This window comes from Microaerobacter geothermalis (genome assembly GCF_021608135.1).
In the GTDB taxonomy this organism is placed as follows: domain Bacteria; phylum Bacillota; class Bacilli; order DSM-22679; family DSM-22679; genus Microaerobacter; species Microaerobacter geothermalis.
In genome coordinates this window covers 21044-43205 of record NZ_JAKIHL010000001.1, presented here as the reverse complement: position 1 = coordinate 43205, position 22162 = coordinate 21044, and the positions used below count along the sequence as shown (strand labels likewise).

Sequence of the window (22162 nt, the reverse complement as noted above, 5' to 3'; positions counted from 1 at the left end):
ACACTATTTTGTTGAAGGATATATAACATCCCGTTTATAATCGAGCACTGCTTCCTCAAATACGACAACAGGAACCACTCCATGAGCAGCATCTGTATGAGCAATCATTCTGTTACTGGCTGCCACTTGACGCTGCCGCTTTCGAATTGCGGCCATTCGTTCTTCCGCCAATCCTTTTCGTTCTTCCTTTATATGGTCAAACTTAAATTGAATGACGCCCTGCTGGAAATATGCTTCATTTAAAAATTGGATTTGGCGTTCCCTAAGATTGAGATAGAGAAGATCACCTGTTTTCAGATATAGAATACCTCCATGATGGTAAGCCTCAGGAGTCATATGTCCGATGGCGGCTCCATATGTGACTCCCGAATACCGGCCATCGCTGATTAGAGTTACCAGACGTTTCAATTTATGGTTTGCATTGATATGCTGCATCGGGGTGAACATTTCCGGCATTCCAAATGCCGCAGGTCCTTGCCCGGAAACAATAACCGCAATCTTTAAAATCCCCCTATCAACCATAATGTCAAAGAGTTCATCATAGCTTTTTTTCTCTAGTTCTTCATATTGTTCTGGCCCATTCTGTTTCAGCATGGCCAGCAAGTTCTTATAATGAAAACTTTGCTGCTGCTTTAATTCTTCAAGAAGATTGACATTTAGCAAGCTGCGGTTTGCATCATCCTCATTCTCATAGTAAAGAACAAAGGCCGCCTTTTTATCAAACTGATCCAGCTGGTCTGTCGTCATTCCGCTAATTTTTACAACGGCACTTTCAAAAAAGTTTCCCGTTAACACATCAACCCCGCTAAACGGGCGACGAGGTTTGGTGAGTATGATAGGATTATCTACTACATGCTTCGCTGACAAACCTTCGGTACTGATCAGACGATCCCGCCAAGTGGTTCCTGTAACCGTTGGGGCATCAATATCCATAGGAACCCCGTTTTCCATTAATTCAAAGAACAGTGTCTCCATCCCTCTGATCTTCCCGCTGCAGCACTGCATCGCCAAAGCAAAAATATCCCGACCTTGAGTTAAGCTGTAATCAAACAAATCTGGAACAGGCACCTCATGATGAATACGGTCAAGTTCCGTCAAACTAAACTTAAAACCACCATATAACATCGCTGCCACCAAATGCATCATGAGATTAGTTGATCCCCCTGATGCACTGTGAATTCGAATGGCATTTCTTACATTCGCTGCTGTGATATTGGATGCTCCAAATACGGGATCATTAATCATCGTCGCTAGACTATCCAGTGCTTGATTTATTTGCTCTTGAGTTGGAGGACCTGTCAAAAGCTCCAAGGCTGGATGGACAAGCCCCAATCCTGCTACAAGATGACGAGAGCTATTTCCTGTTCCGTTAAAAGCACAAACTCCTCCCTTCCCATCACAGGTTGCAATAGCCAAACGTTTTTCATAATCTTTGTGTTGCTCCTTTGTGATAATACCTCTCTCCCTTGCCCTCTCCAGTACACCTTGAAAAGCCGTATTGGATGAACACTGCAGGATATAAGCCATTGCATCGCGAAGGTCATATGCAATGTCATCATATCCCTGCTCTTCACATTGATTGGCAACTTCCTCTAATTCTTTATAAAGATCCTCCGGTATCGTCCCACCCTGTAATACATGGGCAGGAGCAAAGGTTGCAAAAAATGGAGCCTCTCCACGGTATTGACGGAGCCGGTCAATATGGGCTAGTGCACTGACTACCCCTAATGGCTGCTTATCGCAGCCTTGGATGATGAATGCCCCATGATAGCCATGGGATTCGACCTGGTTGATAATCATTTGGGCCACAGCATTGCGGCTCTGCAGGGAATAGCTCATCCCCTGGGTACTTTGGGCCGTTCCATCACACATCACTGGAGTAGAAAAGTAAAAGGGAACTCCCCCATTCTGCCAAATACGAATGGCGGCTCTGGCTGATGTTAGGTAGTCCATAATATGTGCGGGATGATCAGGTGAGCCGCCAATAATAGCAATACGTGGAGCATTGCTTTCCAATCGATCATAAATGGCATCCAAAGTCCAATCCGGTGATGGCCCTTCATATGAGGACCCAAGTATTTGTTTGGAACGGTCAAGAAATCCGGCCACACAAATCGGTTCATTTGCTTTCCCCTGGACATTGAATTCATACGGGTTTACTGAGTTCATCAAAGGATATTGCGGCATGTACATCTCTCCCATCTTCACTAATACTTACCATTCCGCTACTGTGCCATCTTCATTTCTCCAAACCGGATTTTTCCAATCGTGTCCGATCTTTGCTGCTTCTTTCACCTTTTCTTCATTGATTTGGATACCTAATCCAGGCCCATTTGGAATTTTGACAAACCCATCCGTATATTCAAAAACCGTTGGATCCGCTAGATAGTCCAACAGATCAGTTCCCTGATTATAATGAATACCCAGGCTTTGCTCCTGAATAATTGCATTTGGGGTACAGGCATCCAATTGCAGTGAAGAGGCTAAAGCAATGGGCCCAAGAGGGCAATGGGGAGCTACTGCGATATCAAAGGCTTCGGCCATGGCGGCAATCTTTTTCACCTCTAAAATGCCACCTGCATGGGATAAATCCGGTTGGATAATATCAACATATCCATCCATTAACAGCTGTTTAAAACCCCAACGGGAATATTGTCTTTCCCCGGTTGCTATGGGGATGACTGTATGTCTGGCAATTTCCTGAAGTGCCTCATTATTTTCCGGTAATACGGGCTCCTCGATAAACATGGGACGGTAAGGTTCCAATTCCTTCACCAGAATCTTGGCCATTGCTTTATGTACCCGACCATGAAAATCAATACCAATACCTACATCCTTGCCCACAGCCCCTCTCACCATTGCAATTCTTTCAATCACTTCATCAACTTTTCTAGTCGTATCGATATAGTTTAATTCTTCAGTTCCATTCATTTTGACAGCAGTGAATCCAGCATCTACCTTATCCTTGGCTGCATGGGCTACATCACTTGGCCGATCCCCGCCTATCCATGAGTAAACCCGAATTTTATCCCTAGCAGCACCTCCCAGCATTTCATATACAGGAAGGTTGTAGTATTTTCCTTTGATATCCCATAAAGCCTGCTCAATCCCGGAGATCGCGCTCATTAAGATGGGCCCTCCGCGATAAAAGCCGCCTCGATAAAGAACTTGCCAGTGATCTTCGATCCGCAAGGGGTCTTTTCCGATCAAATAATCGCTTAACTCTCTCACACAGGCTTCCACTGTACCCGCCCTTCCTTCAACAACGGGTTCACCCCAACCGGAAATTCCCTGATCTGTTTCAATCTTTAAAAACAACCAGCGGGGCTGTACTTTGTATAGATTTAATTGGGTTATTTTCATGAGGCTCCCTCCTATCTCAATTGAATTGGAGCAGGTTCAGACAAGATTTCTATATCTTCTCTATTTGTTCCCTCAGAAAGCAGACTTTCTGAAATCCAGATCTCCTTCAAATGGAGGGTATTTTGTATACGGACCACCCGTACTTTATTCATATCAAAGGTATTGCAGGTTTTAATGGCTGCCTTCACAGCTAATTCTTCTGTCTCCATAAACATCGGAACTTTAACTGTGCCTACAACCGTACTTGTTAAGGCGTTGGCATATCCTTTTTCCCACTCAATCTGTTGAAATACTTTTTTGGTTGTGATATCTGCTAAACCAATTCCATTTGCATTTCCATGGGTTTTCTCTGTGAGACCAAGCACAACGATTCGAGTTACCTCTGGTCCCCCGCTGGCATATGGAGTTGCGTATCGCCCCGTGATATTTGGGTCCATTCCATCCCCTGAAATGTCCTTTCCAATTTCATCTACAATTAAAACATCAATGGGATCAAACAATATTCGCGGCATGAGCCGTTTTGCTTCAAGAAGCAGTTCAGGTTCCACTTGTTCAAATTTTTCGGCCGGAACTGCCACAATTTTGGCTGGGCGATCATAGGCATTCTCAATCGTTCCTAATCCGAAAATAATCGGAACCTTCGATAAAGTGATTTTTGCCATCTCCGGAACATGTTCCGCCATGTATTTAAAACTATATGCATGAGCTGCTTCTGCCCCTTTCTGCTTACCTAGCCCAATGGTAATCATTTTCATTAAACCGCTTTCCACCCGTCCTCTAAAAGCAGTATGGGGTTTGATGCGATTAATCACAATCACCTTATCCGCTTCATAAGCGTATTTGTCGGTATAAACGGGAAGGCCGTTAGGCAGCCTTCCCACTTCCACCACATCCATGCTTGAGAGGATAGGAGCTTCAACAAAAGACTCTGTTACACCCAATTGTTCCAGAACCTCAATTTGTCCCTGGGCCGTTGCACCACCATGACTTCCCATGGCAGGAACGATGAAGGGATTCCCGCCAACGGATTTTACAGCATGTACAAGTTCTCTTGTAAGAATAGGAATATCAGCAACTCCACGGCTCCCCACAGCAATAGCAACCCGGTCACCAGTAGAAATGCGGGATAATACTCCAGCATCTTGAATCGCCTCATGTACTGCTTTTTCAACATCCATAATTTCCGGAGCAGGGAATTTTTGTTTCACTTTCACCATATTGGGAAGCGGGATATCTTGAAGTAATTCCTCAATGATTTGCATGATTATCCTCCTCATCAAGCTGAAAAACAATAAAGAAACTGATTATTTATTTCTCGCTTTTTTAACTTCAGAATAAAGTTCATTGACCAAGTCTTCACCAATTTCCTTTGCAAACTTATCAATAACCGGCTTAATGATTTCATTCATTTTTTCTTTTTCCTCAGGGCTAACCTCATTTACCTTCATTCCGTAAGACTTCAATCGTTCAAGTGCTTCCCCATTTACTTTACGGTTTAGTTCACGCTGGTACTTACCAGCTTCTATTGCCGAATCCCTTAAGATTTTTTGTTCTTCTTCTGAGAGTTGATCCCAGAACTTTTTGCTGACCAAGAAAACGAAAGGTGTGTATACATGATTCGTTAAACTCAGATACGGTTGAACTTCATAAAACTTATTGGACTCAATGGTTGCAAAGGGATTTTCCTGCCCATCTACTGTCTTGCTCTCCAATGCGGTAAAAACTTCAGAGAAGGGCATTGGTGTCGGATTAGCACCTAATGCAGCAAAGGCTTCCAAATGAACTTTATTCTGCATGGTGCGAATTTTTAACCCTTGAAAATCTTCAGCTGTAGCAACAGGACGCTTACTGTTGGTTAAATTACGGAACCCATTCTCCCAGTAAGTGAGTCCGATCAAACCGAACTCAGGTAATTTTTCAAGAATTTTTTGTCCCACAGGACCATCGAGAACATAATCTGCTTCTTCTTCATTATTAAAAACAAACGGGAAGTCAAAAATACCAAACTCTTTAATCATCCCTACCATTGGTGAAGTGGACGGGATGGTAATCTCCTGTAATCCGCCCTGAAGGGCTTCAATCATTTTTTGGTCATCACCAAGCTGTGCAGAGTAGTAATTTTGAACCTTAAGCTTACCACCGCTTTTTTCGGCAACCAATTCAGCAAACTTCTTTAATCCTTGCCCTTGTGGATGATCTTCATTTAATCCAATCCCTGCTTTAATCACACGCTCCTCAATTCCAGATGCAGCTTTTTCAGAAGAGGTTTCAGTACTTTTACCGCCACTGCCACATCCTGCAAGGACAATGAGGGAAAGAACAATAAGTCCCATCGATAATGCTTTAACCCATTTTTTCATAAAAATCAGCCTCCTAATTTTTTTATTTAACTACAGTGAAAAATAGCGTTCTGGTTGATTGGAGGAAAGATGAACGATCTCCTTCACTTTTTGATTCACTAAATATTTGGGATACTCTCCGTGCAACAGCACATCGACAACTCCCATGGCTGCTTTGGAGCGCATTTCCTTTGCAGACTCTTCTGAGTACCATGCAACATGGGGAGTAAGAATTACATTCTCAAAAGTAAGTAAAGGATTGTTCGATTGAATCGGTTCGGTTTCCACTACATCTAAACCCGCTCCAGCAATCTTTTTATTCTCCAATGCTTCAATCAATGCACCCTCATCTATAACAGGACCTCTCGAAGTGTTAATGATAAAAGTACCCTTTTTCATCAAATCAAACTGCCTTCTTCCAATCATGCCTCTGGTTGACTCAGTGAGGGGAGCGTGAACAGAAATGATATCTGCTTGCTGACACAATTCATCTAAAGATACCAGTCTAGCTCCCTTTTCTTGTACTACCTCCTCCGGTATATAAGGATCAAAAACGATGACATTTAAGCCTAGGGGCTTAACTTTCTCGCTTAATGACTGCGGAATCATCCCAAAGCCAACCAATCCTATAGTTCTTCCCCTTAGACGATAGATTGGCTGGGATATTTTAAAGTCCCAAACTCCGCTTTTAACATGATGATTGCATTTCACTATTTTTCGTGTACAAGCCATTAACAAAGCTAATGCATGGTCAGCCACTTCATCTTTACAGTAGTCCGGAACATTGGCTACACAAATCCCTTTTTCCGTTGCTGCATTGAGATCAATTGTATTCACTCCTACTCCATAACGAGTGATCACCCTGCACTTCTCAAGGGATTCTAGCACTTTGCGAGTAATTGGAGCATATTGATTAATGATGGCATCCGCATCTTTACAGGCAGCAATCACTTCCTCTTCTGTCCGGCATTGTGCCGGAACCAGTTGAATGTCTTTATGGTGCAAAACTTTTTCTTCATAACGCAAATCCGCATATTCCCAATCACTAACGACTACTTTCCACTTAGCCACTTCTGACCCTCCACGCTGTTAAATTTTAAGTAAACCATTGCAACGGTACCGTAATAATGCTAGGGAAAAATATAAGCAAGTATAGAATAATGACTTGTACGATGAGGAACGGCCAAACTCCCTTAACGATGTCCACCATTCCAATTCTGCTAATCCCGCATCCCACATATAACACGGTTCCTACCGGCGGAGTAATTAATCCGATACAGAGGTTAATAATCATCACGATGCCAAAGTATACAGGATCAATTCCTGCCATTTTTACGATCGGTAAAAGCACAGGTGTAAAAATCAGAATGGCAGGAGTAAGATCCATTACTACTCCAACGGCTAATAGCAAGATATTGATCACTACCATTAAAAGAACAGGGTTCTCAACCAATCCCCCTAATAGCCCTGCCATATCATCAGGAACATTGGCAACTGTGATTAGCCAAGCTGATACCATAGCCGCGGAGGCTACAAACATCACGACGCTGGTCATCTTTCCAGAGGATATTAAGCATTCATAAATATCTTTGATTTTGATTTCTCGATAAACAACAACAGCCACAAACAATGCGTAAAAAGCTGCAACAACGGCTGCTTCAGTAGGAGTAAACACTCCGCCACGCAATCCGCCGATAATAATTACCGGAAGAAACAATGCCCAGCTTGCCTCTTTAGTAGCAGTTAAGATTTCTTTCACACTTTTTCTCTTAGGCAATTCACTATGATCCCGGCGAGCAATAAATGACCATACAACGATTAGTCCAATGGCCAAAAGTATTCCAGGGACAATTCCACCCATAAACAATTGAGTGATAGACACACCGCTTACCACTCCAAAGATAATCATCGGTATACTAGGGGGAATAACCGGAGCAATGATACCCGCAGAAACAATAACGCCCGTCGAAAGATTTTTATTATACCCGCGAGCCACCATCATCGGAATAAGAATAGCGCCTAAGGCTGCTGTATCTGCGACTGCTGAACCCGATAGTCCAGAAAATAACACGCTTGCAATTATGGCAACATACCCCAATCCACCACGGATATGCCCTACCAAAGACATGGAAAAATTAACAATTCTTTTTGATATCCCCCCAGCATTCATCAATTCCCCTGCAAGAATAAAGAAAGGAATTGCCATCAAAGGGAAATTATTCGCACCATTAATCAGATTTTGAGCAACAATTTGACTATCAAATATATCCATAAAAAACATTAAGGCAACACCGCTTAACATTAAGGCAAAAGCAATGGGGATCCCTATTGCCAATGCTGCGAATAATGACCCTAAAAAAACTGCCAGCATCATCTGTTATGCCCCTCCCTTCTTTTGTTCTTCTTGTTCTGCAGGAATGATGTCCTGGGAAATATCCGGTGATAAAGAAAGATCTGTTCCCTTTATTTCCCCAAAAAAAGCCTTGTACACATTCTTTAGAATGATCATGGCCATTGCAATACTCATCAAAATTCCAATCCCATAAACAAAGGAGAGAGGGAGGCCAGTTGCAGGCGCTTTACTTGCCATATTTAAAATGGTCATCTTCCAACTGCCATCTAGAACAAGCCATAAAACATACAACACCATTAAATTACTAATGACAAATAAAAGCTTTCTCCACTTCTCAGGCAGAAGCTTTACAAAAACATCAACCCCTAAGTGCATATTTTCTTTTAGCGCTGCAATTGCTCCTAAAAAAACCATCCATACAAATAAAAAACGGGACATTTCCTCTGACCAAGTAATCCCTGAATTGAAGACATATCGAAGTACAACGTTCCCAAATACAAGAATAGACATGGACGCCAAGGAGACGGCAATTAGAATATTAACGAAACCAGAAAGAACTTTTGATGTCTTTTTCACTCTGTCTCCCCCTTGTTTTTAATGGGGGCCTGTTCAAGCCCCCATTTTTTACTTTGCTTCAGCCTTAATCCTTTCTACAATATCCTTTGCCCAAGGATATGTCTGATAAATTTCATCATAGAGAGGTTGAACTGCCGCCTCTAAATCGGCGCGATATTTATCATCTACAGGAGTGAATTTAATTCCCTTTTCCTCTAAGAATTTTTTATCATCCTCATAACTTTTTTCCATTAGTTCCCATTCATAGCTGGCAGATGCCTTTGCTGCTTCCTGGATCACATTTTGCTGTTCAGGTGTCAGCTTGTTCCAGAAATTTAAATTGATAATATAAAGGTTCGGACTAAACATATGACGGGATTCAAGAACATCGGTTTGAACTTCATACCATCCCGAAGCCTTTAAGGTTGCAATCGGATTATCCTGGCCATCGACCACCTTTTGTTCTAGTGCAGTAAAAACCTCAGAGAAGGGGAGTGGAGTTACATTGGCACCCAGTAATTGCCCTAACTTTATGTAGTTAGGAATATTGGGCATCCGTAAACGTAACCCCTTAAAATCCTCTATGCTAGCAAGTGTTCTGTTGCTGGAAAACATTCTAAACCCATTGGCACTCCAGGCAAGGGCCTTTACTCCATGGACCTTTTCCAAATCTTCCGTTAATTCTTCACCGATTGGCCCATTCAGCACTTTTTTCACATGTTCGTAATCTTTAAAGAGAAACGGCCATTCACCAACCGCCAATTTAGGAATATCCGACTGCATGATCATCCCCGGAATACCCATTTCGATGGTTCCGTTACGAACACCATCATAAAATTCTTTTTCTGCTCCCAATTTGCTATTGTCATAAATTTGCACCTTTAATGTACCGCCAGACATCTCTTCTACCATCGGCTTAAACTTTTCTCTTAGTGCAATATTTTGCGGGTGATCTGTTGCAAAATAATTGGCTACCTTGATCGTATAAGTTTTTGCTTCTGTAGGATTTTCACTACTAGTACTGTTTTCTGCTTCTTTGCTTCCACATCCAGCTAAAAACAAGAACGACATCAATACAAGACCTGATAATACCCATAACCCTTTTTTCACTTTCATATAGAGCCCCCTTACTAAACTTTTTACTTGTTTTATAATATAAAACATCGTTTTATATATGTGACAAAAATTAAACTAAAACAACTAGAACCGATACATGTTTTATATTATAAAACTAAGTTCTAAAATTTTTAACTTATAAATATGTTAATCGATATTGAAAACGGTGTCAATTCATTTTTTTGTTTTTTTTCGAATATTTCATTAAGGTTTATTTTTAATATTATGATTGTTGTTATTTGTAGAAGTTTTTTCGATAGCATTATATACTATGTAGATAAGAAAGCCATCGGTTAAATTCAAATTTGGGAGAGGATTTTGATGTCACTTGTTGAAAAAAATAAAAAATTAGAAGAGATTATACGGGATATGGGCAAGATTTTAATCGCTTTCTCCGGAGGCGTAGATAGCACCTTTCTTGTTGCCAAATCCAAAGAAATCTTGGGCGATCAAGTGTTAGCAGTTACCGCTTCTTCAGAAACATTTCCGCAAAGGGAATTTCAGGCAGCTGTTACCCTCGCGAATCAATTGGGGGTTTCTCATCAATCGGTCCAGATTGAAGAACTTACCAATGAAAATTTCGTAAGAAATAATCCTGACCGATGCTTCCATTGTAAAAGCGGACTGTATCATACACTAATTGATATAGCGAAAAAATTGGGATATCCATACATCTGTGACGGCTCCAACATGGATGATATGGGTGATTACCGTCCCGGACTTAAAGCGACCCGATCATTAGGAATACGAAGTCCCCTTCAAGAAGCCAATTTGTTTAAAAAAGAAATACGCATGCTTTCTAAAGAGATGGGGCTTCCTACCTGGAATAAACCGTCTTTTGCCTGTTTATCTTCACGAATTCCATATGGAACCCGAATCACCCAATCAAAGATCAATCAATTGGATGAAGCCGAAAACTTTCTCCTGCAGCTTGGCTTCCATCAGATCCGAGTAAGACATCATGAAAAGATTGCCCGGCTGGAGGTTCTTCCTCAGGACATGGAAAAAGTATTACAATACCGGGAAACGATTGACCAAAATTTGAAGAAATTGGGGTTCTCCTATGTGACTTTAGATCTTTGCGGTTATCGCGCCGGAAGTATGAATGAAGTGTTGCGAGGAGCCGTTAAAAATGAACATTGAGGACCTGGGATTTGCTAAATTGGATTTAGGAAGAAAAAAACGGACAGGATTTCCTGAAGTCATTTTCGGACAAGGAAAAACAGCTGATCAACTTGTGAAGATTTTCCATTCATTAAAGAATAAAGAAAGCAGAGTACTGGCTACCCGAATTACCCGGGAAATGGCGGATGCCGTAAAGGATATCCATCTCGATGTCCATTATCATGAAATTGCAAACATTTTATATTGGTCCAAAGAACCGCTACCTAATCCCCACGTTAAGGGATATATCGCCGTTGTCTGTGCCGGTACTTCAGACCTTCCTGTGGCGGAAGAAGCGGCGGTTACCGCAGAGGTAATGGGTTGTACCGTCCAACGTTTCTACGATGTGGGAGTAGCTGGAATTCATCGCCTCTTTACTCATATTGATCCTATTCGTGAAGCAGATGCCATCGTCGTGGTAGCAGGTATGGAAGGAGCCTTGCCAAGTGTGGTTGGTGGATTAGTGGATAAGCCCATCGTTGCTGTACCTACCAGCATTGGATATGGGGCTCATTTTTCCGGACTGGCCCCACTGCTTACTATGCTTAATTCCTGTGCACCTGGTATTGCCGTTGTTAATATTGATAACGGCTACGGAGGAGGAAGCTTTGCTGCGCGGATTCTCCATAACAAGTATTCATCATGAATTACGCTGGACATCATTTTTATCCCATGGCTAACCGCCACTAAGATTGGAACAAAGGAATTTATACGTCTGCATGTATAATTAGGTAAGTGGTGTAAAAAATTGTAAAGGATGTGAATTATGTCAGTCTTATATCTTGATTGTTTCTCAGGAATTAGTGGAAACATGGCCCTGGCAGCCCTCGTTGACGCCGGAGCAGATCCCCATCAGTTGGAGAAGGACTTAAAACAATTGCCAATTGAGCCTTTTTCCCTCCATTGGGAACGTGTATTGAAACGGGGCGTAACCGCCCTCCATTTAACCGTTAAAACAGATGAAAACATTCCTTCCAAATCCCATCGTCATTATCATCAAATTGAAACCATGATTAAAGAGGCTCATTACAGCGATCAGGTGAAGGAATGGGCCATTTCTATCTTCCGCCCCATTGCGGTGGCAGAAGCAAAAATCCATCATACAACCGTTGAGAAGGTGCATTTTCATGAAGTGGGGGCTGTTGACTCTATCGTAGATATTGTGGGATTTGCTTTGGCATTGGAGCAATTAAACATCAGCGAAATTTACTCTTCCCCGATTCCCGTCGGAGGAGGGTTCGTTGAATGTGCCCATGGAACATATCCGGTACCGGCCCCGGCGACCCTGGAAATTCTTAAAGGGATACCCCTTTCTCCCTCATCCATCCAGGGGGAGATGACCACACCTACGGGGGCTGGAATCATTGCCGGATTAAGTAAATCATCGGGACCCTTGGTTCCCATGGTTGTTGAACATATCGGATATGGTGCAGGAACAAAAGACTTTCCTGATCAACCCAATGTTTTAAGGGCAATTCTCGGATTCTGCCAATCGTAACGCTTCCCGATACACTTCTTTCAGGGGAATTCCCTTCTCTCTTGCAATTTTGGCACAGTCCTCATATTCGGGGGAAAACTGTACGGTCTTCTCCCGGAAAATTCCAATCTTTATCCTCACCGGTTCTCCCCATTTTGTATCAACCGTTATCCAACTCCTTCCCAGCCGATAACAGGAAACCGGATAATATCTTAATCCGAATGTGGTGGTTTCCTCAAAAACGATTTCCATCATTTTTTCCAATTTGTCCCGATGAACCAGAATATGAAGCAAAACAGCAGGTCGACTCTTTTTCATATAGATAGACGAATAATAAACATCATTTGCCCCTGCACAAAACAATTTCTCCATTACTATCCCCAGCCATTCGGGATTCATATCATCCAGATTCACTTCAATTTTCATCATTTCATGATCATCATGTTCACAATAATGATTCATCGCCATTGTTCCCCTCGTTTCCTATAAATTCTAATGCATGAAGCTGTTTCTCCAGTTAAAAACTATAGATGCGAAACTATCGGAGCCCTCAAAAACATTTGGGTATTTTCAACAATGAAGTTTACGGTCCCTGCACGAAGGTACTCGATTCCCTTACGATACAGATTCATGGCTCCAATTCGATCATTATTGGAAGTATAACCACACGTTCTACAAGTAAAATTTGCTTTTTTCTTGTTGCGATTCGCTTTTTCCGTAATCGCAAATCCCTATATGTTTCATCGTGCAATTTTCTTTGCACGAAGTTTTTCGTTCTAAACACGATTTCAGAAACAAAATTACAACCATCACAAGTTTGGTATAACTTTAATTTTTGCCGTAATCGTTTCCACGCTTTCACCTCCTTTTCACTAGGAAAATTATACCACTTTCTAAAGTGAAGAGGAAATATTTTAGAAAGGAGGACGACAGGAAATTGTCGTTCTAATCATTCCCATACTAGATACCGAACTACGCCACCATTCCTCGCCCACTTAAAGAGGATAGGCGTCTCCTGTCGGCAAACGATGAAAAAAATACGCATCAACCAAAATATCACTCTGATTTTGCTTGTCTTCATCCTATCCTTCACTTTCACTCCACTCCATGCCTTTGGGGAAAAAATTGAAGACCCCTATGGAGAACGGCAATACCTTTTTGAAAAAATGGAAAGTCTATTTGGCATTCCTTGGTACTATTTGGCAGCCATTGACCAATATGAAAGAAGTATAGCAAAGGTAAGAAAAGATATCCCAGTTAAAGAAGGACTTATCGCGATCTATATTCCTCCTTCAAAATGGACAGGATTTTTAAATCCAAATCCCAATGATGTGGAACCGAAATCCATCCAATTTTTTAATGGGATGGGCTTAGACGGGAATGGAGATGGATTGGCAGACCCAAAAAATGATCTCGATGTTTTATTTACCATGACTCAATATCTAAGCAGCTACGGGTTTAAAGAAGAGGATATCCGGATCGCTCTTTGGGAATATTATAAAAGAGAAAAAACGGTGGAACAAATTTCACAGTTTGCAAAAATTTATCAAAAATTTGATACTATTTTCTTAACCAAACAATCCTTCCCCATATCCAAGGGACTACAGTACAGCTATCGAAGCACCTGGGGAGATGCCAGGGGTTGGGGAGGACGACGCATGCATGAAGGAACCGATATTTTTGCATCATATGGAACTCCGGTTAAAAGCGTCTGCTACGGATATGTGGAAGTGATGGGATGGAATATCTACGGAGGATGGCGAGTCGGAATTCGCGGATTAGATAATATTTATTATTATTACGCCCACTTGGCAGGCTTTGAGAAAAGCATGCGAATCGGAGATATTGTTGAACCTGGCCAAATTATCGGTTATGTAGGAAGCTCCGGTTACGGAAAACCGGGCACCCAGGGAAAATTCCCTCCCCATCTTCATTTCGGCATGTATATAGACAACGGAAGAACAGAGTGGGCCTTTGATCCCTATCCTTACTTAAGAAAATGGGAGAGACAGCGAAAATAGCCCACTGTCTCTCCTGTTTCGAGTTTTACCCTTTATTTTGTTTGGAAACACGGACAGCCCGATAGATGCTGGCCGCCAAGCCTCCCCATAGAATCACAATACCAACAATCATCATAAAGATCGCACTTCCGCTCATTTCCCTTCAACCTCCTCATGTATCTCAATTTGAGTCGGCCACTTCTTTGCCGCCAAAACAAAACCTAGAACAATGACGGCAATGGCAACCACCCATCCGTATGAGATTACAAAAGATGTCGAGTATCCGCTGTAGTTCTCAGCAATATTGGTACGAATGTTGTCAAACATCATGTATCCCAAAACAGCCGGGGTGATAACACCAAGGCTGATGGTCCACCAAGAACCCAGGCGAATATCAGACAGTTCATTGGCATGATCCTTCAGTGTTCCAAGCTTACGCAAGAACCAGGAAATAATAATAACCTCAATTAATCCGGCAAAGGCAATCCCAAAGTTGTTAATGAAGTAATCAATTACATCCAGGAAGTAGAGTCCGCCTTTGGTTGCAAACAGAATGGAGATGATCGCTGATAAGCCGCCAAAGTAGGTAACGGCTTTATTACGGGATATTTGAAATTTTTCCTGGGTTGCGGCAATATAGGTTTCTACTATGGAAATCAAGGATGAAAGTCCTGCGAATATCAATGATCCGAAGAAAAGGACACCGAAAAACTCATTTAATCCCGGGAAAGTATTAATGATTTGTGGGAATACCACAAAGGCGAGCCCAACACCCCCTGCAACCACTTCAGAAACAGGAACTCCCTGGGCGGTAGCCATAAATCCTAAAATGCTAAATACCCCGATACCAGCCAGCAGCTCGAAACCGGAGTTGCTAAATCCGGTGATAAAGGCGCTGTTGGTAATCTCCGCTCTCTTAGGCAGATAGCTGGAATAGGTAATCATGATGGCAAAGGCAATGGATAGGCTGAAGAAAATTTGGCCATAGGCCGCCACCCATACTTTACCGCTGAAAATGGTGTCCCAGTTGGGTTTAAAGAATGCATCTAGGCCAGCGGCAGCACCTGGTAGGGTAATGGCGCGGATCACAATGATCAGGAACAAGATGCCCAATGCAGGAATAAAGATTTTGTTGGCCACTTCAATTCCTTTTTTAACCCCTTTAAATAATACGCCAAGGGTAATGGCCCAAACAAGAATCAATGGAATCAAAATACCAGGAACGAGACCTCCCACTTGTCCAGGACTCTCCGCAAGTTTTAAATAATTAGAAAATAGAAATCCTTCAGTATCATCGCCCCATGTCAGATTAAAGGAAAATACGGCATAGGACATTGCCCAGGCAATGATCACGGCGTAGTAGGTAGAGATGACGAAAGAAATGAGTACCTGCCACCAACCGACCCACTCCGTATTCTTATTCAGTCGGAAAAAGGACAAAGGTGCAGAACCGCGATACTTGTGCCCCATCGTGAATTCCAAAATCAACAGCGGAATTCCTGCGGTTAATAAGGCAAATAGGTATGGAATGAAGAATGCCCCTCCGCCATTTTCATAAGCGGTGGCTGGAAATCTCCAAATATTCCCCAATCCAACGGCAGAACCTATTGCGGCAAAGATAAAACCCGCCCGAGTTCCCCACTGCTCACGCTGATTCATTCAAATCCCTCCAAATAAAATATTAATATATGATGACTTCCGCTGATTTTCAGCGGAAAATGAATGACGCGAAGTAGGCAAAATAGTTTTTCACTATAAACTATATTCAGAAAATTATTTCCGCATACATGCTTATAATTTTAATTTATTCAAAATTTTCTATCTAAACTCCTGCAATTTTCCGTATTTTTTATATAGATACCCTTGGTATCAATATGAATGTCACATCCTGTCCAATCATATCATGTTCCTTTAAAGAAATAAAGCGTTTTCTTTTTCCTAAGAAATGTTGTACTATAAACTATTAAATCAGATTGAATATATATTCATTCAATTATTGTTTCATTTTTGGATCCAGAGCATCTCGTAAACCATCTCCCAATAAATTAAATCCTAGAACCGTTAACATGATGGCTAAACCAGGAAATATGACAGTCCATGGTGCCAATCTCATAAACTGTCTTGCATCGGATAACATTTTTCCCCATTCAGGTTCAGGCGGTTGAGCACCAAGACCTAAAAAACCGAGGGCTGCTGCTTCAATAATGGCCGTAGCAATACCCAGTGTTCCTTGGACAATAATTGGAGTTAAACTGTTAGGAAGAACATGATGGGTAATAATTCTCCAATTTTTCATCCCTATGGCCCGGGCTGCCATCACGTACTCCTCTTCTTTTACACTTAGCACTTTCGAACGAACCAACCTCCCGAAATTGGGGATATTTACAATGGCAATGGCAATTAAAGCATTTCCCAAACCTGGACCTAAGATGGCTACAATGGCAATGGCTAACAAAATGCTAGGAAAAGCCAGCATAATATCAAATAGGCGGGAAACCAGCATATCTACCCAACGACCATAATATCCAGCCATCAGTCCCAAAAACGAGCCGACAATAATGGAACCCATCACCGAGAAAAAACCCACCCATAAAGAAATACGTGCCCCGTAAATCACCCTGGTAAAAATATCTCTTCCCAGATTATCTGTTCCAAACCAATGCTCTGGTGACGGCGGTTTTAAACGATTACCCAAATTACTTCCATCATAGGGCTGCGTGGTAATAAGCGGAGCAAATATGGCGACTAACACAAATACAAAAATGATGGTACCGCCAATTAACGCCATTTTTTGCTTTCTCAATCGATGAAATCCTTCATACCATGGGGAAACTGTGAGAGATTTCTGGTCTTCTATTCTATCTTTTACGGCAAGCTGGATTTGATTCACCATTTTCCCCTCCTATTTATAATGAATTCTGGGATCGATATATGCATATAAAAGATCAACGATCAAATTGATAAAAACAAAAAGTGTAGCAATTACGAGAATACCCGATTGTATGACCGGATAGTCCCGATAACTGATGGCATTGTATATATATTGGCCAATTCCCGGCCAGCCAAATATCGTCTCAGTCAATACAGCTCCACCCAATAGAAGGCCTGTTTGCAATCCAATGACCGTTAGAACAGGAATCAAAGCATTCTTCAAGGCATGCTTATAAATGACCCAAAAATCATGGAGCCCCTTCGCCCTTGCAGTACGAATATAATCGGAACGCATTACCTCCAGCATGCTGGAACGGGTGATACGGGCAATGATGGCCATGGGAATGGTTCCCAATGCAATTCCAGGGAGGATAAGGTGCTTGACAATATCCCACAACCTTTGCCAGTCCCCCTGAATCAGGGAGTCAAGGACATAAAACCCAGTAATCGATTCAAAACCCATTTTTGCATCAAACCGGCCAATTGAAGGAAGCCATTGAAGTTTTTGTGCAAATATCCATTGCTCCATCAAACCTAACCAAAATACCGGCATGGAAACGCCAACAAGGGCCAGGAGCATACTTCCGTAATCAATCCATGAATTTTGCTTCCAGGCAGCAAAAATTCCGATATTCACCCCAAAAAATACGGCAATTATCATGCTGACGAAGGTTAATTCAAAGGTAGCTGCTAAATAGGGCCATATTTCCTGGGCAATGGGGACCTTTGTTCTTAGCGACGTCCCTATATCTCCCTGTAATATATCGGACAAATAACTCCAATATTGTATATACCACGGGTTGTTTAAACCAAGGTCCTCCCTAAGTTGAGCCAAGGCTTCCGGAGTGGCCTTTTCACCCAGTATTGTACGGGCCGGATCTCCAGGTATTGCATGGATAATAGAAAATACAATAATCGACATGCCCAGAAGAACAGGTATCAGCATGAGTAAGCGTCTTGTCGTATAAGAAAGCATGTCTTGTCACCTCAGTTTTTTAATATAAGGGTAGCATTGCACAATGCAACACTACCCTGTTTCTAATCTTACTCGAAGTACACTTTGGTCATCTTGTCTGTTCCGGTAGAATGGGGTACAAAGCCCTTGATATTCACCTTTCCTGCCAATGGAGGAGTAGAATGAACCAACGGAATCCATGGGGCATCATCCTTGATGATTTCCTGGGCTCTTTGATAGAGCTTTGCCCTTTCTCCCTGATCGCTGATTTGCTGAGCCTGAATCAAAATATCGTGAAGTTCGTCATTCTTGTAAAAAGCAATATTCCCAGCATCAGGACCTTTGGCATTATCTTTGTCCAAAAGAACATACAAGAAGTTATCAGGGTCTCCATTATCTCCTGTCCAACCTAACAGGGCCATGGAATGCTCTCCTTTTCCTGTTTTCTCCAAATAGGTGGCCCATTCATAGGAGACGATATTTGTTTTTACACCAATTTCAGAGAACCAAGCCTGGATCGCTTCAGCAATTTGCTGTCCCTGTGGAATATAGGGACGAGGCACAGGCATTGCCCAGAAATCCACCTCAAATCCATTGGGATAACCGGCCTCAGCCAACAGTTGCTTTGCTTTTTCTAGATTAAATTCATAATCCTGAATGTCATCATTATATCCCCACAAAGAAGGTGGCATGGGATTTTTGGCCGGTTCAGCCAAACCATTATAAAATGCATCAATTAACGCCTTTTTATCTACGGCGTAGTTTAATGCCTGACGCACCTTTTTGTTATCAAACGGAGGCTTTTCCGTGTTAAAGGCAAGATATCCCACATTCATACTGGGACGCAAAAATACCTGTAGATTGGAATCTTGCTTTGCAAGGGTAACATCATCCGGATTTAACCCATCCATCAAGTCAATCTCACCGTTTTGAAGAGCGATAAATCTGGCAGAATTGTCCGGAATGGAACGGTAAATTAATTTATCCAGTTTCGGATACCCTTCCATCCAATAGTTGGGATTTTTCTCTAAAGTAATGCTATCATTTCTTTTCCATTCTTTAAAAATAAAAGGTCCTGTACCCACTGGATTTTCACCAAATTTGTCTCCATATTTCTTGACCGCCTCCGGTGAAGCAATCGCGAAGGCAGGCATGGCGATCGTATTGATAAACGGAGAATATGGGCGGTTTAATGTAATTTGAACGGTATAGGGATTTACCGATTTTACTTCTTTAATGATGTGCCCTTCATCCCCCTTAAATCCGCCAAACATATAACTGTAGTAAGGAAAGTCCCCCTGATGGTATGGATTTTCCTTATCCATCCACCGCTCAAAATTAAATACCACGGCGTCTGCATTAAAATCAGTGCCATCATGGAATTTAACTCCCTGACGAAGCTTGAACGTCCATGTTAGTCCATCTTGAGAATCCCACTCTTCAGCCAGAGCCGGAACCACATCGGTACTGTCATCAGCATAATCAACAAGGGTATCAAAAACCTGCTTGGTAACCACCAGGGATTCCCCATCGGTTACATCTGCAGGATCAAGAGAAACAGAGTCACCCCCGCGTCCAAATACAAGGGTTCCACCCCCATTAGGTAATGAACTCCTGTTATTGGTTGAACTATCTGTACCAGAACTTCCTGAATTTTGATTTTCAGATGCAGGTTGACTGGATGTATTTGTTTCTTTACCTCCACAACCAACGATAAAAATTGAAAATGCAAAGAGAAGAACAAAACCAATCAATGTCCATTTCTTCATAGAATAGACCCCCCTTTGAAATAATAAATCGACTGATTATTCATTCACAAATATTTTTTAAATATTCGCACCCTCCTCCTTCCTGTCCTTTATTATTTATACAAGTGGCAGGCTACATAATGACTTCCACCTATATCGCGATACTCGGGAATTTCTCTCTTGCATATCTCCATACATTCAGGACATCTTGTATGAAACATACATCCTGAAGGCGGATTTGCCGGACTTGGCACATCACCCTGCAGGATAATTCTTTCCTTTCTCTCTTCCGGATTGATAGAGGGAACTGCAGATAATAAGGCCCTGGTATAAGGGTGTTTAGGAGATTGGTACAGCTCATATTTATCCGCCAGCTCAACCAGTTTTCCTAAATACATCACCCCGACTCGGTCGCTGATATGATGTACGACACTTAAATCATGGGCGATAAAGATATAGGTTAAATGAAACTCCTTTTGCAAATCTTCCATCAAATTAAGGACTTGGGACTGTATAGACACATCCAATGCTGAAACAGGTTCATCAGCAATAATTAACTTTGGATTGACAGCTAAAGCACGGGCGATACCTATTCGCTGCCGTTGTCCCCCGCTAAATTGATGGGGATAACGCTTGGCATGATCACGATTTAATCCAACGACCTCCAAAAGTTCATGCACCCGTTTTTTCCGCTCCTTTGAAGTCATGCCCAATCCATGAACAATCAAAGGCTCCTCCAAAATTCTCTCCACGGTATGCCGGGGATTTAAAGAGGCGAATGGGTCCTGAAAAACCATCTGCATATCCCTTCGTATCCTTCTCATTTTCTCTTTATTTAAAGAGGTGATTTCTATTCCATCAAATAAGATTTGACCATCTGTTGGTTCTATCAGTCGCAAAATGGTACGGCCCATGGTAGATTTTCCGCAGCCGCTTTCCCCCACCAACCCCAGAGTTTCTCCTTGTTTTACTGTAAAAGAAACCTCATTGACTGCTTTCACCTGTGAAATTTCTTTTCCAAAAATCCCCCCTCTGATAGGGAAATATTTTTTAAGTTTTTTAATTTCCAACAAATCCTGATGCAATACCCCCTGCCTCCTTCTTGTCCTGATATAACCAACATCGACAGAGATGATCTGGCTGCAACATCATTAATTCTGGCATTTCTTCAAAGCATTGTTCCATGGCTTTATCACATCGGGGAGCAAATCGGCAGCCCCTTTTAATAGACCCAGGAATGGGAACATTGCCTGGAATGGAGAATAGCCTTTTCTGTTTTTTTGCGATTTTTGGAACTGATTCCAGCAATCCAATGGTATAGGGATGCCGCGGATGTTGAAATATGGTTGGCACATCCCCTTCTTCAATCACTTTCCCTGAATACATTACCACTACGCGATCACATATTTCAGCGACGACTCCAAGATCATGGGTAATTAACATAATGGATGTTCCCGACTCTTGATTCAGTTTTTTCATTAAATCCAAGATTTGAGCCTGAATGGTTACATCCAGGGCTGTTGTCGGCTCATCTGCAATTAACAATTGCGGTTGACAAGACATCGCCATGGCAATCATGACCCGTTGTCTCATACCTCCGGATAACTGATGGGGATATTCACGGACCGTTTGTTCGATTCTTGGAATACCTACCTTTTTAAGCATATCAAAGGTATGTTCCCTGGCCTCTTTTCTGCTTACATTTTTGTGGAGCATAATCGCCTCATCAATTTGATCCCCAATGGTATACACAGGATTTAAGGATGTCATCGGCTCCTGAAAAATCATGGCAATATCATTTCCACGAATTTGTCTCATTCGCTTCTCAGAAACGTCTAACAAATTCTCTCCATTAAAAAGGATTTTCCCATTTACTATCTTTCCTGGCGGCTGGGGAACCAGTCTCATAATCGACAGGGATGTAACGCTCTTTCCACAGCCAGATTCCCCAACGATTCCAAGAATTTCACTCTTTTTTACATACAGATCAACTCCGTCGACCGCAGGAATTACATCACGATCAGAAAAAAAATAGGTGTGCAAATTTTTAATTCTGAGGATCGGCTCATTCATCTCTATCTACCTCTTCATCTATTCAATGCTGACTTTATTGTCTTTCTACAAAGGACAAGAAAATCCTTCTAAAAAATTTAAATTTATT

At 42.0% G+C, this 22162-nt stretch carries 20 protein-coding genes and 1 pseudogene; 4 read left to right on the top strand and 17 right to left on the bottom strand.

Annotated elements, in window-relative coordinates:
- Positions 1-3: 3 nt before the first annotated feature.
- The 8 genes from L1765_RS00210 to L1765_RS00175 are packed head-to-tail and all read right to left on the bottom strand — an operon-like array spanning position 4 to position 9726.
- Complete coding sequence (locus tag L1765_RS00210; RefSeq protein ID WP_407942168.1) at positions 4-2169, bottom strand: dihydroxy-acid dehydratase domain-containing protein; 2166 nt, start codon at positions 2167-2169, stop codon at positions 4-6.
- Between the two features lie 45 nt (positions 2170-2214).
- Positions 2215-3363, bottom strand: coding sequence for a galactonate dehydratase (gene dgoD, locus L1765_RS00205; RefSeq protein ID WP_236403060.1), 1149 nt, complete (start codon positions 3361-3363; stop codon positions 2215-2217).
- A gap of 11 nt (positions 3364-3374) precedes the next feature.
- A complete protein-coding gene (locus tag L1765_RS00200) occupies positions 3375-4625 on the bottom strand; it encodes a nickel pincer cofactor-dependent isomerase, group 22 (RefSeq protein WP_236403059.1) in 1251 nt (416 codons plus the stop codon).
- Between the two features lie 42 nt (positions 4626-4667).
- Positions 4668-5723: a TRAP transporter substrate-binding protein gene (locus tag L1765_RS00195; RefSeq protein WP_236403058.1), complete on the bottom strand. Its 1056-nt coding sequence runs from the start codon at positions 5721-5723 to the stop codon at positions 4668-4670.
- Between the two features lie 30 nt (positions 5724-5753).
- Complete coding sequence (locus L1765_RS00190) at positions 5754-6773, bottom strand: C-terminal binding protein (protein ID WP_236403057.1); 1020 nt, start codon at positions 6771-6773, stop codon at positions 5754-5756.
- Positions 6774-6798: 25 nt separating this feature from the next.
- Complete coding sequence (locus tag L1765_RS00185) at positions 6799-8076, bottom strand: TRAP transporter large permease (protein WP_236403055.1); 1278 nt, start codon at positions 8074-8076, stop codon at positions 6799-6801.
- A 3-nt stretch (positions 8077-8079) separates the two neighbouring features.
- Positions 8080-8631, bottom strand: a complete 552-nt coding sequence (locus L1765_RS00180; RefSeq protein ID WP_236403053.1) for a TRAP transporter small permease — start codon at positions 8629-8631, stop codon at positions 8080-8082.
- A 48-nt stretch (positions 8632-8679) separates the two neighbouring features.
- A complete protein-coding gene (locus tag L1765_RS00175; protein WP_236403052.1) occupies positions 8680-9726 on the bottom strand; it encodes a TRAP transporter substrate-binding protein in 1047 nt (348 codons plus the stop codon).
- Between the two features lie 321 nt (positions 9727-10047).
- On the opposite strand from L1765_RS00175, the gene larE reads away from it, so the two are divergent.
- From larE to larC, 3 genes are all read left to right on the top strand, one after another.
- Positions 10048-10869 (top strand): ATP-dependent sacrificial sulfur transferase LarE, encoded by an 822-nt coding sequence (larE, locus tag L1765_RS00170; RefSeq protein WP_268928590.1) that lies wholly within the window; start codon positions 10048-10050, stop codon positions 10867-10869.
- A complete protein-coding gene (gene larB, locus L1765_RS00165; protein ID WP_329609968.1) occupies positions 10859-11536 on the top strand; it encodes a nickel pincer cofactor biosynthesis protein LarB in 678 nt (225 codons plus the stop codon). The genes larE and larB overlap by 11 nt, the downstream gene beginning before the upstream one ends.
- Before the next feature lie 120 nt (positions 11537-11656).
- Entirely contained in the window at positions 11657-12388 is a 732-nt protein-coding gene (gene larC / locus L1765_RS00160) for a nickel pincer cofactor biosynthesis protein LarC (RefSeq protein ID WP_236403050.1), read from the top strand.
- On the opposite strand, the gene larC2 is transcribed toward larC, so the two are convergent.
- Both larC2 and L1765_RS00150 read right to left on the bottom strand, forming a co-directional pair.
- Positions 12356-12829 carry a nickel pincer cofactor biosynthesis protein LarC2 gene (gene larC2 / locus L1765_RS00155; RefSeq protein ID WP_236403049.1) on the bottom strand — a complete coding sequence of 158 codons (474 nt, stop codon included), beginning with the start codon at positions 12827-12829 and terminating at the stop codon, positions 12356-12358. The genes larC and larC2 overlap by 33 nt on opposite strands.
- 62 nt (positions 12830-12891) lie before the next feature.
- Positions 12892-13086 (bottom strand): annotated as a pseudogene (locus L1765_RS00150) (hypothetical protein); the annotation flags it as partial.
- A gap of 309 nt (positions 13087-13395) precedes the next feature.
- On the opposite strand from L1765_RS00150, the gene L1765_RS00145 reads away from it, so the two are divergent.
- Positions 13396-14388: a M23 family metallopeptidase gene (locus L1765_RS00145; RefSeq protein ID WP_236403048.1), complete on the top strand. Its 993-nt coding sequence runs from the start codon at positions 13396-13398 to the stop codon at positions 14386-14388.
- A gap of 25 nt (positions 14389-14413) precedes the next feature.
- On the opposite strand, the gene L1765_RS00140 is transcribed toward L1765_RS00145, so the two are convergent.
- The 7 genes from L1765_RS00140 to L1765_RS00110 all read right to left on the bottom strand — a co-directional run bounded on the left by L1765_RS00140 (position 14414) and on the right by L1765_RS00110 (position 22074).
- Positions 14414-14524, bottom strand: a complete 111-nt coding sequence (locus L1765_RS00140) for a methionine/alanine import family NSS transporter small subunit (protein ID WP_236403047.1) — start codon at positions 14522-14524, stop codon at positions 14414-14416.
- Positions 14521-16026, bottom strand: a complete 1506-nt coding sequence (locus L1765_RS00135) for a sodium-dependent transporter (protein ID WP_236403046.1) — start codon at positions 16024-16026, stop codon at positions 14521-14523. The genes L1765_RS00140 and L1765_RS00135 overlap by 4 nt, the downstream gene beginning before the upstream one ends.
- Positions 16027-16360: 334 nt before the next feature.
- Complete coding sequence (gene nikC, locus L1765_RS00130; protein WP_407942166.1) at positions 16361-17260, bottom strand: nickel transporter permease; 900 nt, start codon at positions 17258-17260, stop codon at positions 16361-16363.
- Positions 17261-17269: 9 nt separating this feature from the next.
- Positions 17270-18274 (bottom strand): ABC transporter permease, encoded by a 1005-nt coding sequence (locus L1765_RS00125; RefSeq protein WP_236403043.1) that lies wholly within the window; start codon positions 18272-18274, stop codon positions 17270-17272.
- 68 nt (positions 18275-18342) lie between these two features.
- Positions 18343-20022, bottom strand: coding sequence for an ABC transporter substrate-binding protein (locus L1765_RS00120; RefSeq protein ID WP_236403041.1), 1680 nt, complete (start codon positions 20020-20022; stop codon positions 18343-18345).
- 92 nt (positions 20023-20114) lie between these two features.
- Positions 20115-21086 carry an ABC transporter ATP-binding protein gene (locus L1765_RS00115; protein ID WP_236403034.1) on the bottom strand — a complete coding sequence of 324 codons (972 nt, stop codon included), beginning with the start codon at positions 21084-21086 and terminating at the stop codon, positions 20115-20117.
- Entirely contained in the window at positions 21061-22074 is a 1014-nt protein-coding gene (locus L1765_RS00110; protein WP_236403032.1) for an ABC transporter ATP-binding protein, read from the bottom strand. The genes L1765_RS00115 and L1765_RS00110 overlap by 26 nt, the downstream gene beginning before the upstream one ends.
- Positions 22075-22162 lie beyond the last annotated feature (88 nt).

Bases quoted from the DNA above. Each gene is read 5' to 3' on its own strand.
- L1765_RS00210 (WP_407942168.1), bottom strand. From the start codon at position 2,169: ATGAACTCAGTAAACCCGTATGAATTCAATGTCCAGGGGAAAGCAAAT.
- L1765_RS00120 (WP_236403041.1), bottom strand. From the start codon at position 20,022: ATGAAGAAATGGACATTGATTGGTTTTGTTCTTCTCTTTGCATTTTCA.
- larB (WP_329609968.1), top strand. From the start codon at position 10,859: ATGAACATTGAGGACCTGGGATTTGCTAAATTGGATTTAGGAAGAAAA.
- L1765_RS00125 (WP_236403043.1), bottom strand. From the start codon at position 18,274: ATGCTTTCTTATACGACAAGACGCTTACTCATGCTGATACCTGTTCTT.
- L1765_RS00110 (WP_236403032.1), bottom strand. From the start codon at position 22,074: ATGAATGAGCCGATCCTCAGAATTAAAAATTTGCACACCTATTTTTTT.
- L1765_RS00200 (WP_236403059.1), bottom strand. From the start codon at position 4,625: ATGCAAATCATTGAGGAATTACTTCAAGATATCCCGCTTCCCAATATG.
- L1765_RS00135 (WP_236403046.1), bottom strand. From the start codon at position 16,026: ATGAATCAGCGTGAGCAGTGGGGAACTCGGGCGGGTTTTATCTTTGCC.
- dgoD (WP_236403060.1), bottom strand. From the start codon at position 3,363: ATGAAAATAACCCAATTAAATCTATACAAAGTACAGCCCCGCTGGTTG.
- larC2 (WP_236403049.1), bottom strand. From the start codon at position 12,829: ATGAATCATTATTGTGAACATGATGATCATGAAATGATGAAAATTGAA.
- L1765_RS00140 (WP_236403047.1), bottom strand. From the start codon at position 14,524: ATGAGCGGAAGTGCGATCTTTATGATGATTGTTGGTATTGTGATTCTA.
- larE (WP_268928590.1), top strand. From the start codon at position 10,048: ATGTCACTTGTTGAAAAAAATAAAAAATTAGAAGAGATTATACGGGAT.
- nikC (WP_407942166.1), bottom strand. From the start codon at position 17,260: ATGGTGAATCAAATCCAGCTTGCCGTAAAAGATAGAATAGAAGACCAG.
- L1765_RS00145 (WP_236403048.1), top strand. From the start codon at position 13,396: ATGAAAAAAATACGCATCAACCAAAATATCACTCTGATTTTGCTTGTC.
- L1765_RS00175 (WP_236403052.1), bottom strand. From the start codon at position 9,726: ATGAAAGTGAAAAAAGGGTTATGGGTATTATCAGGTCTTGTATTGATG.
- L1765_RS00185 (WP_236403055.1), bottom strand. From the start codon at position 8,076: ATGATGCTGGCAGTTTTTTTAGGGTCATTATTCGCAGCATTGGCAATA.
- L1765_RS00195 (WP_236403058.1), bottom strand. From the start codon at position 5,723: ATGAAAAAATGGGTTAAAGCATTATCGATGGGACTTATTGTTCTTTCC.
- larC (WP_236403050.1), top strand. From the start codon at position 11,657: ATGTCAGTCTTATATCTTGATTGTTTCTCAGGAATTAGTGGAAACATG.